The sequence below is a fragment of the Candidatus Cloacimonadota bacterium genome (assembly GCA_019429305.1).
Classification (GTDB): domain Bacteria; phylum Cloacimonadota; class Cloacimonadia; order Cloacimonadales; family JAJBBL01; genus JAHYIR01.
The window spans coordinates 106,980-123,711 of the sequence record JAHYIR010000001.1 but is presented as its reverse complement, the minus strand read 5'-3'; the positions used below and the strand labels follow the sequence as shown (position 1 = coordinate 123,711).

Sequence of the window (16,732 nt, the reverse complement as noted above, 5' to 3'; positions counted from 1 at the left end):
GATTTTGTTTCCATAGATAAAATAATCAGTCCTCAAAAAAAAGCAAGAAAAAATTAGCAATCATTTTCATAGAGTGCTAATTTATTGCCGGGGTTGCATTCTAAAAGAGCTTCGAATAATATGCAAATAATTATCTATTGGCTTTTCTTTTCAACTTGAAAAAGTATTCTTTTAACCAGTTTTTTTTGTTCTGAAAAAGAGCAAAAAGAACCACAGCAGTTCAACAGAGAAGATACCGTCATAAATCATTGTCTGCCAATTATTTACGCTACTATAATCTCAGAACGAAAAAATGAAGTAAAAAAATGATGAGAGTATAGAAAATAAAGGGTTTATAAGCATATCTTTCTATTGACAAGAAACAGGTGTTTTAATTGTTTGATTAAAGTTTGAATAATAAATTGCAACGGGGGAATTATGAAAAGTAATGAGATGAAACAGATACGGAATATCGCTTTTGTAGGAGCGAGTGGAGCTGGAAAAACGACATTAGCTGAGCACTTGTTGTTTCAAGCTAAAGCTACGAGTAGAATAGGAAGAGTAGAAGAAGGGAATACAGTAATGGATTTTGACCCTGAAGAGATAAATAAAGGTATGTCTCTAACTCTGAGCATAGCTCATTTTACTTGGAAAAATCATAAGATCAATCTGATAGATACACCAGGAACAGCAGATTTTATTGGAGAGCAGATATCAGGAGCTACTGCAGCAGATAGTGTTGCTATCGTAGCCAATGCTGCAGGTGGTTTTGAAGTTGGCTTGGAACAGACTTTAGAACAGCTTTCAGATCGAAAAAATTTATCAACCGTAATAATTGTCAACCGCATGGATAATGAGCATGCCGATTTTGAAAAAACTCTTGAGTTAATTAAAGAGAACTTAGGCATAACACCGATACCGGTAGTTATTCCCATTGGTAAGGAAAACACTTTTGAAGGTGTAATTGATTTAGTAAAAAACAAAGCCTATATAAAAGGAAGCTATGTCGAAATCCCTGATAACATGAAGGATAATGCTTCTACAGCCAAACTCCAGCTTCTGGAAGCGATAGCTGAGACAGACGAAGCTTTGCTCGATAAATATTTAGAAAGTAGTGCTTTATCTGATCAAGAGATTCAAGATGGGTTGCGCAAAGGATTGGCTCAAGGACAATTAATACCGGCGTTTTGTTGTTCAGCTGGGACAGAGATAGGGATAATACCTTTATTAGATAGCTTTGTTGATTACCTTCCTTCACCGGCAGATAAGGACAAGATAGTTGCTTTAGAGAACAGTGTAGAGAAGGAGTTAACCTGCTCAGAAAGCGGTCCGCTATTAGCTTATCTTTTCAAATCTGTAGCTGATCCGGTTACCGGTGATATTGGTTATGTGCGAGTTCTTTCAGGTACTTTGAAGTCTGGTATGGATGTTTTCGTGCCTGAAAAAGACAATAAAGACAAGATCGGTTCAATGTATTATCTATTGGGCAAACACCGTAATGAAGCATCAGAGCTTAAAGCAGGAGATATTGGTGCTTTAGTAAAACTGAAGGTTGCCCGGAGTTTTAATACAATAACCGATTCAAATAGTAAGCGTCGTTTTATCCAACCTGCCTTACCAACTCCAGTCTACTGGAAGACAATCAAGGCCGTTAACCAGAGTGATGAAGATAAAATAGGGTCAGCATTAACCAAGTTGATCGACGAAGACCCAACTCTAAGATTTGAATTGAATAAAGAAACTCTTGAAAATGTCCTTTCTGGTATTGGGGAATTACAGATCGGTATGGTACAGAAGAAATTAAAAAATCGTTATAAGATAGAGACTGAACTAAATGACCCCAAGATCCCATATAAAGAAACAATTATGGGTAAATCTGATGTTCAATATAAGCATAAGAAACAATCCGGTGGTAGGGGACAATATGGCCATGTCCATTTCCGAATTGGTCCCAAAGAACGTGGAGAGGGATTTGAATTCATAAACTCGATAGTTGGCGGTACCATCCCCAGCAAGTATATCCCGGCAGTTGAGAAAGGTGTAGTCGAAACAATGCAGAAAGGGATCATAGCGGGTTATCAGGTAGTAGATATCTTTATAGATTGCTATTTTGGTAGCTATCATGATGTGGACTCATCAGAGCTTGCTTTTAAACTAGCGGCTTCACAAGCATTGAAAAAGGGGTTTAAAGAAGCCAGACCGATAATCCTGGAACCAATCCATGAAGTTCAGATAATCATTCCTAGTGAGTATATGGGTGATGTAATGGGAGATGTTTCCACTCGCCGAGGTAAAATCCTCGGTATGGAACAGAAAGGTAAGAAACAGATCCTAAATGCTCATCTTCCGCTTTCAGAACTTTTTTCCTACTTCCCTAATTTGAAATCACTCACCCAGGGTCGAGGTAGGTTTAATCAAAAGTTTTCACACTATGAGAAGCTTCCTGATGAGGTTGCAGAAAAGGTTATAGCAACATATCAAGAGAGTGAATAGCAATCAATAAAGTTTTTCCTTGTTTTTCCCAGATTAAAAAGTCGGATTAATCAAGGTAAGGTAGATGATTTAAGTAAGGAGTAGACAAAATATGTCAGGACACAATAAGTGGAGTTCCATCAAACATAAAAAGGGTGCTGCTGATGCAAAACGGGGAAGATTATTTACTCGTTTGACGAGAGAAATTATAACTGCAGCCAGAAATGGTTCTGGTGATGTAAACACCAATCCGCGCCTTCGTGCTGCAGTATCTGCTGCCCGTAACGCTAATATGCCCAAAGATAATATTGAGAAGGCAATCAAACGAGGAACGGGTGAGATTGCAGGTACAACCTATGAAGAATACACCTACGAAGGATATGGTCATAACGGGGTAGCGATCTTAGTTGAGGTTATGACAGATAACAAGAATCGCACCGTAGCTGAAGTAAGACATACTTTTACCAAATATGGTGGCTCTTTAGCGGAGAGCGGAGCCGTTTCATGGATGTTTCATCAGAAAGGATACATCGAGGTAGAAGCTCCTGATATGAATGAGGATGATGCTATCATGGTGGCTCTCGATGCCGGTGCTGAGGATGCTGAATATGAAGATGGTATTCTTTATGTATATACAAGTGTCCCTGACTTTCATGTTGTCTTAAGCTATTTTGAAAAGAATAGTTATATAATCAGGGAAGCAGAATTGACCCGTACTCCAACAACAACAATTGATGCTAACGATGTTGCTGAAAAACTGATCAAACTGATAGATCATCTGGAAGATTTAGATGATGTCCAGAAAGTGTATTCTAATTATAAGATATCAGATGAGATACTAAACAGGTTGGCTGAGAATTGATTTTTTTAGGAATTGACCCCGGCAGTAGATTCTGTGGGTATGGGATATTGGAGACAGAGAAACGAAAGATTATTGCAGTCGGTTATGACATAATCAAGCTAAATCCCTCTTCTGCATTAGCGGAACGAATAGAAGTTATCTATGATAAGATCCTAGCTTTGTTAGATGAAAATAAACCTGATAAAGTCGGTATTGAAAGTATTTTCTACGGCAAGAATATTCAGTCAGCATTTACATTAGGTCATGTCAGGGGTGCGATTCTTTTAGCAATAGCTCAGAAAAAGATACCTTTCATGGAATTTTCTCCCCGTGAGGTAAAAAAAGCAGTGACCGGAAATGGTAATGCTTCAAAACAACAGGTGCAGTATATGCTGCCAAAATTACTGGGTATCAAGATAGACAACCTGCCTGATGATGCAGCAGATGCCTTAGCGGTAGCTTATGCTCTCTATAACAACGAAAGATTTAGGAATTAGAAGATGTTCTCATTTATAAATGGCAAGCTGGCAGAAAAGACACCGATGAAGATCGTTCTTGATTGTAACGGTATCGGTTATGATGTTAGGATACCGCTCAGTACTTATGAAAGATTGGGTAAATTACAAGAGGAGACTAAACTCTTAGTTCATCTGGTTGTATCAGATGATGATCTGAAACTCTATGGTTTTTATACTAATGAAGAAAGAGAGCTATTTCGCTTGCTTATCTCTATTAGCGGTATAGGACCTAAAATCGCCCTTTCTGTACTCTCGGCAATGACTATTCAAACATTCATAAAATCAATCCGTACAGAGAATGACAATGCTTTGACTATCGTTCCCGGTTTAGGTAAAAAGACTGCTCAACGTCTTATCTTAGAACTAAAAGACAAATTAACAACCATGCAGATCTTTACTATTTCTGACAGTGCTGTCGAAGGTGTTGACAAGCTCCTTATTGAAGCTGAAACTGCTTTGATAACACTCGGATATAAACAACCGGATATTAGTATTGCCCTGGAACAGCTTTTAAAAGATGAACAAGATATAATAACTTCTGAAGAATTAATAAAAAAGACGATTCAATATCTATATAAAAATCGTTATACAGGTAAGAAGAAGAATAAATAATGGATTTAGTAAGGAAAGAAGCATATAATATTATCTATAAGGTCTTGAAGGATCATCATCATTCAGACCGTCTCTTAGAGCAGAAATTGAATAGATTCAAGACCTGTAATGAGAGGAACTTCCTCTATCATCTGGTAAAGGGAACTATTAAAATGCAGAGAAATCTTGATTATATAGCTGCTTCTCTAACTGATAAGGACAAGTATGCTCAAACAGATCTGAAAATTAAAAGTCTTCTTTACTTGGGACTCTTTCAGACTCTATATTGTAAGTCTGTTCCTGATCATTCTGCAGTTGATGAAACTGTTGAGCTAGCGAAGGGATTATTTAATACTAAAATCGCTGATTTTGTTAATGCTGTTCTCCGTTCATTTTTACGAAATCCTGATATTGAATATCCTGCCAGTTTTACCGAAAGAATATCCTATGAACTATCTTATCCTATAGAGTTGATTGAAAAATGGATAGAGTATTGGGGTGAAGAATCAACAGAGAAGCTCTGCCACTATTTTAATTATATTCCTAAGCTATCCTTGCGCATCAATAGAATGGCAACAGATAAAGAACGATTCAGAAGATATTTTGAAAGAAAAGATATTAAGATTAATCAAACAAATGCTTCACCTAATGTCTTTCAAACTGATTTCGGACAGAATATTTTGAGAGATGTTTCTTTCGAAGAGGGTTATTACTCAGTACAAGATGCTTCATCAGCTATGGTGGTAGAGTTATTAGACCCTCAAGAGGATGAAAACATATTGGACCTCTTTGCTGGACCAGGTGGAAAATGTACTTACATATCCGAGTTAATGAATAATACTGGCGAAGTTGTTGCTGTTGATAAATTCCCGCAAAAATCCAAGAAGATAAAACAGGCAATTCATCGTCTACAGATAACTAACATGATTATCGTCACAGAAGATGCTTTTAAATTTGGTCCTATTGCTCCTGCTTATGATAGGGTACTTCTTGATGTCCCTTGTTCCGGTTGGGGAATTTTTCAGAAAAAAGCAGAATTACGCTGGCAAAATAATCAGGATATGAAAACATTACTCAAGCTTCAGGATAATGCCTTGGAAGTGGGAGCTCAATTTGTGAAAAAAGGTGGGTTTTTAATCTATAGTACCTGTACTATGAATCATGAAGAGAATGAAAACCAGGTCGAAAAGTTTCTCCAACAAAACAAAAATTTTAAGTTAATAACCAATCATAAAACCGTCCCGGCTAACTTTATTGAGAACGGTTTTCTTAAAACATTCCCTCAACGGGATAGTATTGATGGCGCTTTTGCCGCAAAAATGCAAAAACAAGGATAGAGTATTATGGCATTTAAAATCAAATCTCTATTAATATCAGCAGGCATTTTAGTTCTATTATTCATAATCGGTTTCTTTGGAGTTAATATCCTGATGTCAATTGTTGTAGGAACTGGAAATGAGGTTATTGTACCGGATATAATTAATCTCCCTTTCGATGTGGCCAGGAAAACCTGTATGGATCTTAATCTATATGTCCAACAAGTAGAGTTGAGACATGATGATGAAATAGCTCAAAACAGAATTATTTCTCAGTCTCCAGCACCAAATAAACCTACGAAAATCAACCGTACAGTAGAAGTAGTTGTTAGTAAAGGTCCTGAACTGGTCAGAGTACCTTATCTTGATAACATCACCGAACTGGAAGCAAAGATTAGGTTGGAAAATAGTGGATTAAAGCTTGGTGAGAAGACATTTCGTTATTCTAACGAAGTTGTTAGAGATCGAATTATCTATTCTCAACCTATAGCTGACGATTTTATACCTCGGGGTAGCAGTGTTGATATCGTGATTAGTTTAGGGATATTACCCGATGCTTCTCAAAGGAGAGATCACTACAGAAGCATCCTAGAAGGTACAGACGAATAATGAAATTTTATGATAAAGATTTTTAAAAAGAGGATAAGAGGAAGGAGAAAGTATGATTCCACAGGATTACACAGCAACAAGTATTAAAGTACTGAAGGGTTTGGAAGCTGTCCGCAAAAGACCGACCATGTATATTGGAGGTATAGGTGAAAGAGGATTACATCATCTCGTCTATGAAGTAGTTGATAACAGCATTGATGAGGCATTAGCCGGATTCTGTGATAAAATTGAAGTCACTATCAATAAAGACGGTTCGGTCAGTATTGAAGATAATGGAAGAGGAATACCGGTAGATACGCATAAAGAATCGAATGTTTCAGCTTTACAAGTTGTTATGACCGTTCTCCACGCTGGAGGAAAGTTCGATCATAAAACATATAAAGTATCCGGTGGTTTGCATGGTGTAGGCGTTTCGGTAGTAAATGCTCTTTCTGATTTCATGGAGGTAAAAGTCTTTAAGAATGATAATATTTATCACCAAACATATTCTTGCGGTATACCAACCAAAGATGTCGAAATTATAGGTAAAACCAATAAAACAGGTACATTAACGACCTTTAAACCTGATGTTACTATTTTCGAGACTGTAGAGTTCAATTTTGAATATTTAGCTGTTCGTTTAAGGGAATTAGCTTTCCTTAACAGAGGAGTAAGAATATTGTTAAAAGATGAAAACAGTGAGAAATCACATGATTTTCAATATGAAGGTGGAATCGTATCTTTTGTTACTTATCTGAACGAAAGCAAAAAGAATCTCTTTAAAGACCCTGTCTACATCTTTGGTGAAAAAGACGGAATTGCATTTGAGGTTTCTTTACAATATAATGACGGTTATCAGGAAAACATTCTTAGTTTTGCTAATAATATCAATACTATAGAAGGTGGAACTCATCTCAGTGGTTTTAAAACAGCTCTTACCAGAGCAGTCAATACCTATATAAAGAATCTTAATGCTTTAAAAAATGAGAAAATCACCCCACAGGGTAGTGATATCAGAGAGGGATTAACAGCGATTATTAGTGTTAAGTTACCCAATCCTCAATTTGAAGGCCAGACCAAAACCAAATTACAGAATTCAGAGGTCGATGGACTTATTAACTCCATTGTAGGAGAGAAACTGCTGGAGTATTTTGAAGAACATCCTAATGAAGCTAAGAGTATTGCCATGAAGGCAATTCTTGGAGCTAGATCTCGTGAAGCAGCCAGAAAAGCAAGAGAACTAACAAGGCGTAAGACCGTATTAGAAAGCGGAAACTTGCCTGGTAAGCTTGCCGACTGTAGTTCACGAGACCCTGAAAAAACAGAGATTTTGCTGGTGGAGGGAGATTCTGCAGGTGGTTCGGCAAAACAGGGTCGTGACAGGACATTTCAAGCGGTCTTACCTCTTTGGGGTAAAATGCTGAATACTGAAAAAGCTAGAATAGACAGAGTACTCAATAATGATAAAATACAACCAATAATACTTGCTCTGGGTGCAGGTATTGGTGATGACTTTGATATCTCCAAACTGCGATATAATAGAATCATCATTATGGCGGATGCTGATGTTGATGGTGCACACATCTCAACCCTTTTACTGACGTTCTTCTTCCGCTATATGAGACCTTTAGTAGAGAAAGGACATATTTATATTGCTAAACCCCCTCTATATATGATCCGCAAAGGAAAGATGAAAAAGTATGTCTATTCAGACAAAGAACGAGATGAAGTATTGACTGAAATTGATAGAAAAGGGGTAGCGATCCAAAGATATAAAGGTTTGGGAGAAATGAACCCTGAACAGCTATGGGAAACTACATTAGACCCCAGTAAGAGGATACTAGTTTCAGTAAAGATTGACGATGCTATCGAAGCAGACAGAATGTTCACTATTCTAATGGGAGACGAAGTGGAGCCGAGAAGAAACTTTATCCAGACCAATGCTCATTATGTGCAGAATCTTGATATCATCTAATAGAAACGAGAATTGAAAAAAAATGGAGGATAAATGACAATTGACAGATCCAGAATAATATCCATCGAAATAGAAGATGAATTAAAACGGGCTTATCTTGAATACTCAATGAGTGTTATAGTCTCACGCGCTTTGCCCGATATTCGTGACGGTCTAAAACCATCACAGAGACGAATATTATATGCAATGCACGAGTTAAATTTAACTCCTGATAAAGGATTTAGAAAGTGTGCTAAAATAGCTGGTGATACTTCCGGTAACTACCACCCACACGGTGAACAGGTTATTTACCCTACTCTTGTACGACTAGCACAACCGTGGAATATGCGATATCCTATCATCAACGGACAGGGTAATTTCGGGTCGATAGATGGTGACCCGCCTGCAGCTATGCGATATACGGAAGCCAAATTAGAGAAGATCGCTACTGATCTGCTCGCCGATTTAGATAAAAATACTGTTGATTTTAGACCTAATTATGATGAAACACGAGAAGAACCGATAATCTTTCCTACCAGAATACCTAATCTATTAGTTAATGGATGCTCCGGTATTGCTGTCGGTATGGCAACCAATATGCCACCACACAATCTCGGTGAGGTTTGTGATGCGCTTATTGCCTTAATAGATAAGCGTGATATGACACCTTTGGAATTGATGGATTATATCAAAGGTCCCGATTTCCCGACTGGTGGTTCTATTCTTGGCAAAGCCGGAATTATTGACTATTTCCAGACCGGTTACGGAAAGATCAGAATTCGTGGTAAAGCAGACGTAGAAAAGAGATCTTCCGGTGGCGAATCGATCATTATATCCGAAATCCCCTATCAGGTTAATAAGACCTCTATGATAGAGAGAATTGTTAACCTTGTTAAAGATAAGAAGATTGAAGGGATCAGTGATATCAGAGATGAGTCCGGCCGAGATGGAATGCGACTGGTAATCGAAGTAAAAAGAAATGAAGATCCGCAGATAGTCTTAAATCAATTATATAAGTTCTCACAATTACAGGAATCTTTTGGAGTGATCAATCTTACACTTGTTGACGGAGTTCCAAAAGTACTCAATATCTCTGAACTACTTAGTAAATTTATAGATTTCCGGCATGAGGTAGTCACACGTCGGATTCAATATGAATTAGAGAATGCCGAAAAGAGATTACATATCTTGGAAGGTCTTCGTATAGCACTCGAGAATATAGATGCTATAATAAAAACAATCAAAGAATCGGGTAATGTACAAGAAGCTAACGAAAGACTACAAACCGAATTTTCTCTCACTGAAATTCAAGCAAAAGCGATCTTAGATATGAGATTGCAGAAATTGACCGGTTTAGAAAGAGAAAAAGTAGAAGATGAGTATAAAGAATTGGTAAAACTGGTAAAGCACTTGAAAGAGATCTTAGCAAATGAGTCACTAAGAATGAAGATCATCAAGGACGAGATAAAAGAGATAAAGAAAAAATACTCTGATCCGCGAAGATCCGAAATAGTCGAACATGTTAGCGATTTTGAGATAGAAGACCTCATTGCCGACGAAGAGATGGTAGTTACAATATCTCACGAAGGATATATAAAGAGATTGCCTATTGATACGTATCGTCAGCAACGACGTGGTGGTAAAGGTCTCTCCGGTACTAATCTGAAAGATACCGATTTCACTGAGAAGTTATTTGTCGCTTCAACTCATGACTATATTCTTTTCTTTACCAACTACGGAAAATGTTATTGGCTCAAGGTTTACGAAATACCTCAAGTAGGTAGATTAGCACGGGGAAAGGCGATAGTAAATCTAATCCCTATGGAACCCGGAGAATCAGTGAAAGCTCACGTCATTGCTCGTGATTTCAAACAACCACATTACTTAATAATGGTCACAAAAAACGGAATCATAAAAAAGACACCGTTAGAAGCGTATTCTCGTCCTCGTTCTTCTGGTATTATTGCTATTAAGCTCATCGCACAAGATGAGTTGATAGATGCTCAAATCACCGAAGGTACGAATGATATCATTCTTGCTACTCGAAATGGTTATGCCAACCGTTTTAATGAGACAAAGGTGCGAACAGTTGGAAGAAATTCTCAAGGTGTAAGAGGAATCCGACCTCGTGAAGGAGATTACGTAGTATCAATGGTAGTTGCTAAAAGAAACGGTACTCTCTTAGCTATCTGTGAAAATGGTTATGGGAAAAGAACGAAAGAAGATTCCTATCCGGTCAAAAATCGTGGCACTAAGGGGGTCATAACAATCAAGACAACGACCAGAAATGGTTATCTGGTTGCTCTCTTGGAAGTACTCGATACAGATGATCTGATGATCGTAACAAAAGAGGGAATGATTTTACGACACTCAGTTAAAGAGATGTCAATAATCGGTAGAAACACGCAGGGTGTACGGCTGGTTTCTTTGAAGAAAGATGACAAAGTTTTTGATGTTGCCTGTATTACTGCTAACGACAACGAAGATAACAATGAGGTCATAGCAGAAGATAAACCGGTTAAAGCAACCCCACTACCTAAAAAAGAGAAAAAACCTGCTCCAGAAGTAAATGAAGAAGAAGAGGTCACCAAAGAAGAGCAAGTAACGCTTAAGTTTAATAATAACAAAAAAAATGAGGATGAGTAAACTAATCATAGATACAATCTATGTAATAGGTTTCAGTAATGACAAGGAAGGGAAATTTCCCTTCCCTGTCATAAAAATATCGACTCTGCTTCTAATAGTACTGTCTTCAATTCTGCTAAATAGTTGTACTACCAGATACTATCCTCAAGCTACCGATAGAATAAGTGTGGTTGACAACTATGCGCTCATAGAGGTAGAGAATATTGCCTTCGCTATCAGTGCCAGAACTTGGACCAGAGATCCACAGAGACTATCTGATTTTTTTACTACTTATCACGTTATAGTAAAAAATCAATCTCTACAAACAATAACTATTTCTCCCTCTGATATAATCCTGTTGGATCAGGAGACAAATCAATATGATGCTATAACGGTATCAGAAGTATCGGAGATTCTTTTTTATGATGATTTCTTGTTGGATAAATTCAGTCCGTTTCCTGATAGAACTGATACATTCACCGGCGATAGACTTGCTTCTCGAGTCAGTTTTATGCAGGAAGCTTTTCACTATGGCGATATTCTACCCGGAGCAAGAAAATCTGGTTTTATATTTTTTCGTAAATTACCGGCACGTAATCAACAGAGTACTGTGATATTTAAAGGTGAGGAGATTGTTTTTATTCGCAGATAGTTAAATTATATGCAAATATTTATTCGTAACTGCTGGAACTGTCGTCTTCTATTTTTTGCTTATAGATCTTCTTCAATTGATCTTCAAAGAAGAATTTTTCTTCACCAAAAGCAGGTTTCAAACAATCTATCCAAGCTGCCTTTTCGTCATATTGGGCAAAGAATGGCCGGTGAACCCAATCCGGATTTCTACCTTGCAGCATTCTCATAACGATTACTTTTTCACCTTTCACTTCGGCTACACCTAATACCTGTACTTTACCGGGAATACAGGACATACTCGGTCCTCTGACCGTTCTGCAAAGACCACTCACGCTATTATAAGCATGCCGGAATATCTCCCATGACTCTACTAAAGGAACACCAAAATAATGCTGAGCACCGGTATCTCGTACAACGAACATGTAGTAAGGGATCATCCCCATATCTACTTGCTTTTCCCACATCTTTTTCCATGTTTCGGTTTCAGCATTGATATTTCTCAAAATAGGTGCTTGCGTTCTTAAGATAGCGCCGATATTATGCAATCGTTTCGTTGCCTTCTCTACCGCTTCTGTCTCTAGTTCTCGATAATGATTGAAATGCACCATCAAAGCGAGATGTTTACCGGCTTTAACTACTTTCTCTAAAGTCCGTAACAGATCATCGCTGTCAGGATCGGACAAGAACCTGTAAGGCCAGTAAGAGAGGACTTTGGTTCCTATACGGATATGTTTGATATGCGATAACTCATCAGTCAGCAGATGATCAATATAATATTCCAGATCTTCGGCTTTCATTACCATTGGATCACCACCGGTAAAGAGCAGATCGGATATCTCTTCATGCTTTTTAAGGTAAGCCACCAACTGCGCAGCTTCTTTGGAGGCAAAACGAAGATCTTTCCATCCAACAAACTGTGGCCAACGGAAACAGAAAGTGCAGTAAGCATGACAGGTTTGCCCTTCACTGGGGAAAAAGAGGGCTGTTTCTCGATATTTATGCTGGATCCCATAGATCTTCTTTCTATCTAATCTTGGAACATTAAGGTCGGTCTGTCCGGCAGGATGAGGATTCAACTGATTCCTGATTTCATTAGCAGTTTGAATAACCAATTCTCGGGAAGCTTTATTCCTCAGAAGTTGAGCAATTTTGTCATAATGCTCAGGTAGCAACATCTCTCGACGTGGAAAAGTTAGAGTATATACAGGATCGTTAGGTACCTTATCCCAATTGATTAACTCATCTATAACATAGCTATTCACCTTGAAAGGGAGAACATTACCAACTACCTCTATATCAAATCTCTCCTCTGTTGTTAGATTCTTGACCTGTTCAATATCTCGATAATTATGTAGAAAATATGCTTTATACATATATCTCCTCTACTGGTATTAAATCCCTCCCCCAAGTAACTTGGCGATAACCATACTACAGGTTATAATTGTCTAATTAGCAATAAATTACAATTCCCCGATGAAACGTTATTTGTCAAACTTTTATTGGCTGCTTCCTTGCTCTGTGACTTTACTTTTGGAATCTTTTAGTGAATTTAAAAAGTTGTTTCTCTTAATATTAACCTCTATCAAAATGGTAATAAACTATGATCTATTCATAAACATTATAATTTATCTTCACTTTTCGGACATACATGATCTCACAAGAACCGTCCCCTCGATCATCTCTGGTCAGACTGGTATTCCAAGTGTGAGTCCTACCTTTGATAACGGCATGAATATCGACCAGATAACCTTCTAACTCAATAATATCGTTCTTTTTAACTCTTCTCAATGCTCTTTTAATATTAACATTTGCCGGTATAACATGGTGATTGCTGGAATTTACATAAACCCAATCGAGAGATAAATGGGAACTTCTTTTGGGCTTGAAGAAGTACCTTCTTCTCCCTTGGCTTATTCTGACCTGTTGATAGAAGTGTTTATCAGCTAAGACTCCCCAGACAAGAGCAAAATCATAAGGAGAGATCTTTGACATTGCATCAAAACGGTACCCTCTTTTGCTTCTGACAACTGCTCCTACCCTATAATGTGCTTTCGGGTGTAGGGTAAAACTACTATTTCCTCGCGTTATAATCATAACATCAGGTTCTGTTAGCTTTTCTTGTTGAGGATAAGTGGTATCTATGTTTGTATATTCATTATAAGATAGCTGAGGACCTGAACAACCTGTTAGAATAATGATTAATAAGAATGATAAAATGTATCGAGCTTTCATATTTGAAATAGTTACTATAAAGAACGAGTCATGATGACTGCATTTTCAATGTGATAGGTATGAGGGAACATATCAAAGGGTTTGATCTTGTTGACCTTAAAGCCACCCTTCAGTAACAATTCCAGATCGCGTTTCTGAGTTGCTATATCACAACTCAAGTAGATGATCTTTTCAACTCTACTCTCTGTAATAGCATCGATAACTTTCTTATCTACCCCTTTACGGGGTGGATCAAGAACTATTACATTAGCAGAAGACTTTTCCAGAAGCCGTTTGATCTCCTTTTCAACTTTGCTCTTATAAAACTTGCAGTTTGCTGCGTTATTCATTTGAGCATTTTCTATTCCATCTTTGACAGATAAACTATGCTCTTCCAGACAGATTACTTTTTCTACTCTATCGGCAATATAGACCCCTATCGTTCCAATACCGCTATAGGCGTCTACTACAATATCTTCCGAGGAGAGTTCTTGCTTGATGAACTCCAGAATCTTGGCTGTTTGTCCGGTATTGACCTGAAAAAAAGATGAATAATGAGTCCTAAAGGTTATTTCACCGACCTTCTCTTCCAGATATTCGCTTCCATAAAGCGATTTGGTCTCCTCTCCGAGAATTCTGTTCGTTTTTCCTTCATTGATATTTTGTACAACTCCGATTATTTCGGGAAACTCGGTTACTAATCCTTTAACTATTGTATTGAAGAAGGGAAGTTTTCTGGTATTAGTTACTAAGATCACCAGATACTTATCATTTGCTTCGCTATATCGTAGCCCGATGTATCGGATCGTTCCTTTGTTGGTCTTTTCATTATATGCAGAAACATGTGCTTTGTTTAGCAGTTTCAAGCATAGTTCAACTATTCTATCCGAGTCTTCTGGTTGTAAATAACATCTCTGATGAGGAATGACTGTATGACTTCGTCTGGTATACATTCCCGCTATCAGCCCATCATTAGTCGATGATACGGGAAGAAAGATCTTATTCCTATAATAATCGATTTTCGGTGACGGCTCAATATCCTGAAATATTGCTTCTTTGTTACCATATTGTTCAAAGAATTCATTGAAGATCTGTTGTTTGAATCTCAATTGATCTTCATATTTGAGGGGCAACCAATCACACCCGCCACAATCTTTAAACGCTTCACACCTTACAGGAATATGAAGATCAGACCTTTTGTTATATGATACTATCTCTCCAAAATAAACATCTCCCCTTTTATGAACTAATCTTACCTTCAGATCATCACCGGGAATGCCTTGATAGACAAAGATGGGGGATTTTTTATAAAAACCTAATCCCAAACCCTTATAGACGATCTTTTCAATCTTCAGACTGGGAAGTATTTCATGATGAACGAGAGTCATAATTTCTTGAATAAAGCCAAAAACCTTAGACGCCAAACCATCCAGATCGCTTCATAGACGATCTTGCGTGACATCTTGGAATGTCCGTTGATCCTATCATTAAAGATGATCGGGATTTCTTTGATCCGCTTTTTTCTTAACCAGATACGGTATTTTATCTCAACCTGAAAGGCATAGCCGTCAGACATTATTTTATTGAGATCCAGATCCTGTATAACTTCTCTGCGATAGCATTTAAAACCGCTTGTAGTGTCCTTGATCTGCATCCCGGTTATTACTCTCACATATTGTGAAGCAATGTAACTAAGCAACAATCTTCTGATTGGCCAATTGATAACAGAACCACCGGGAACATATCGTGACCCAATCACGAGATCATTATTTTCTATTTCTTGGAGCATAATCGGTAAAACGTTAGGATCATGCGAGAAATCACCGTCCATTTCAAATATATAGCTGTAATCTCTTTCTAAAGCATATTTAAATCCGGCAATATAGGCAGAACCGAGACCAAGTTTAGATTCTCTTTTCATGAGGTGAAGTCTCGAGTTTTCCGGCATTAATCCCTCAACAAGAGCTGCAGTTCCATCCGGAGAATTATCATCAATGATCAACAACTCGATACGTTCGTCTTTCGAGAGGATTTCTTGTATGAGTCTCTGTATATTTTCTGCTTCATTATAGGTCGGAACAATTACTAATGCCTTCATATAATTACCTCTGCTACTTCCCGTTTTTTTTACATTGCATTTTTTAATCTGTGTTTATCTTATTTTTATCAGTGTAAATCTGTGATTTCTTTTTGTTATCCCTTCTACAGACACCTAATCCCTAAAACCTAACACCTAAAACCTATTTTTTCTCTTCATCCAGATTATTCTTTTTTAACTGTTTCTTATCAACCTCTTTAAAGTACTTGGCCGGATTACCGACCCAGATCTCTTGAGCAGGTAGATCTTTCGTCAATACTGCTCCCCCGGAAACTACACCATCCTCTTCGATGGTTTTACCCGGCAATATTGTAGCATTGACTCCGATCCTACCCCCAGATTTGACAGTTACCCCCTTGAAATGATGAAAACGTTCTTTATCTCGACCCATATAATTATCATTACTCGTCGCCACACAGGGTGCTATAAAACAATAATCACCTAATTCAGAATAGGCAGTAATATAGGAATTGGTCTCAATTTTATTACGACTACCGATTTTCACAAAGTTCTCGATAGTGACGTTACGACCGATAATATTAAAATCACCGATTTCAGTATTCTCCCTGATCGTTGCCAGATCTGCTATGAGATTGTTCTCCCCCATTTCTGCTTGGACATAAATGATCACATTAGCACCGATAAGGCATCCATCACCAATTCTTGCTGGTCTATAATCTTTCTCTTCTTTGAAAATACTTCTGGGAGAGTGCATCGGTTTTTTCCCGATTATTGTATTATCATCAATCCTTACATTATTTCCAATTACTGTACCTTCGTAGATTATGACATGATGTCCTATCTGACAGTTCTCTCCTATTGTCACATTATCGAGAACAATGGAATTGATGCCTGTTTGAGAATTATCTCCGATCTTTGCTGATTTTGCTATATATTGGTTCATAA

Annotated in this window: 14 protein-coding genes; 9 read left to right on the top strand and 5 right to left on the bottom strand. The window is 37.7% G+C overall.

The window, feature by feature from the left end; genetic code table 11:
* Positions 1 to 417 precede the first annotated feature (417 nt).
* The 9 genes from K0B81_00535 (at position 418) to K0B81_00495 (ending at position 11,536) form a co-directional block, all read left to right on the top strand.
* Complete coding sequence (locus K0B81_00535) at positions 418 to 2,472, top strand: elongation factor G (GenBank protein ID MBW6515085.1); 2,055 nt, start codon at positions 418 to 420, stop codon at positions 2,470 to 2,472.
* Between the two features lie 91 nt (positions 2,473 to 2,563).
* Positions 2,564 to 3,313 carry a YebC/PmpR family DNA-binding transcriptional regulator gene (locus K0B81_00530; protein ID MBW6515084.1) on the top strand — a complete coding sequence of 250 codons (750 nt, stop codon included), beginning with the start codon at positions 2,564 to 2,566 and terminating at the stop codon, positions 3,311 to 3,313.
* A complete protein-coding gene (gene ruvC, locus K0B81_00525) occupies positions 3,310 to 3,789 on the top strand; it encodes a crossover junction endodeoxyribonuclease RuvC (GenBank protein MBW6515083.1) in 480 nt (159 codons plus the stop codon). Before K0B81_00530 ends, ruvC begins: the two co-directional genes overlap by 4 nt.
* Before the next feature lie 3 nt (positions 3,790 to 3,792).
* On the top strand, positions 3,793 to 4,422 hold the full coding sequence (ruvA, locus tag K0B81_00520) for a Holliday junction branch migration protein RuvA (protein ID MBW6515082.1): 630 nt from the start codon (positions 3,793 to 3,795) through the stop codon (positions 4,420 to 4,422).
* Positions 4,422 to 5,738 carry a 16S rRNA (cytosine(967)-C(5))-methyltransferase RsmB gene (gene rsmB, locus K0B81_00515; protein ID MBW6515081.1) on the top strand — a complete coding sequence of 439 codons (1,317 nt, stop codon included), beginning with the start codon at positions 4,422 to 4,424 and terminating at the stop codon, positions 5,736 to 5,738. The genes ruvA and rsmB overlap by 1 nt, the downstream gene beginning before the upstream one ends.
* A gap of 6 nt (positions 5,739 to 5,744) precedes the next feature.
* Entirely contained in the window at positions 5,745 to 6,326 is a 582-nt protein-coding gene (locus K0B81_00510; protein ID MBW6515080.1) for a PASTA domain-containing protein, read from the top strand.
* Between the two features lie 52 nt (positions 6,327 to 6,378).
* The gene (gene gyrB, locus K0B81_00505; protein ID MBW6515079.1) at positions 6,379 to 8,280 is read left to right on the top strand and encodes a DNA topoisomerase (ATP-hydrolyzing) subunit B; all 1,902 of its coding nucleotides are present in this window, start codon (positions 6,379 to 6,381) and stop codon (positions 8,278 to 8,280) included.
* A 33-nt stretch (positions 8,281 to 8,313) separates the two neighbouring features.
* A complete protein-coding gene (gene gyrA, locus K0B81_00500; GenBank protein MBW6515078.1) occupies positions 8,314 to 10,905 on the top strand; it encodes a DNA gyrase subunit A in 2,592 nt (863 codons plus the stop codon).
* Positions 10,898 to 11,536 carry a hypothetical protein gene (locus K0B81_00495; GenBank protein MBW6515077.1) on the top strand — a complete coding sequence of 213 codons (639 nt, stop codon included), beginning with the start codon at positions 10,898 to 10,900 and terminating at the stop codon, positions 11,534 to 11,536. The genes gyrA and K0B81_00495 overlap by 8 nt, the downstream gene beginning before the upstream one ends.
* 19 nt (positions 11,537 to 11,555) lie before the next feature.
* Here the strand turns inward: K0B81_00495 and K0B81_00490 are convergent, their stop codons facing one another.
* The 5 genes from K0B81_00490 to K0B81_00470 form a co-directional block, all read right to left on the bottom strand.
* Positions 11,556 to 12,890: a lysine 2,3-aminomutase gene (locus K0B81_00490; protein MBW6515076.1), complete on the bottom strand. Its 1,335-nt coding sequence runs from the start codon at positions 12,888 to 12,890 to the stop codon at positions 11,556 to 11,558.
* 232 nt (positions 12,891 to 13,122) lie between these two features.
* Positions 13,123 to 13,749 (bottom strand): hypothetical protein, encoded by a 627-nt coding sequence (locus tag K0B81_00485; GenBank protein MBW6515075.1) that lies wholly within the window; start codon positions 13,747 to 13,749, stop codon positions 13,123 to 13,125.
* Between the two features lie 14 nt (positions 13,750 to 13,763).
* Positions 13,764 to 15,116, bottom strand: coding sequence for a 23S rRNA (uracil(1939)-C(5))-methyltransferase RlmD (gene rlmD, locus K0B81_00480; GenBank protein MBW6515074.1), 1,353 nt, complete (start codon positions 15,114 to 15,116; stop codon positions 13,764 to 13,766).
* Complete coding sequence (locus K0B81_00475) at positions 15,113 to 15,826, bottom strand: polyprenol monophosphomannose synthase (protein ID MBW6515073.1); 714 nt, start codon at positions 15,824 to 15,826, stop codon at positions 15,113 to 15,115. Before K0B81_00475 ends, rlmD begins: the two co-directional genes overlap by 4 nt.
* Before the next feature lie 142 nt (positions 15,827 to 15,968).
* The gene (locus tag K0B81_00470; protein MBW6515072.1) at positions 15,969 to 16,730 is read right to left on the bottom strand and encodes an N-acetyltransferase; all 762 of its coding nucleotides are present in this window, start codon (positions 16,728 to 16,730) and stop codon (positions 15,969 to 15,971) included.
* Positions 16,731 to 16,732 lie beyond the last annotated feature (2 nt).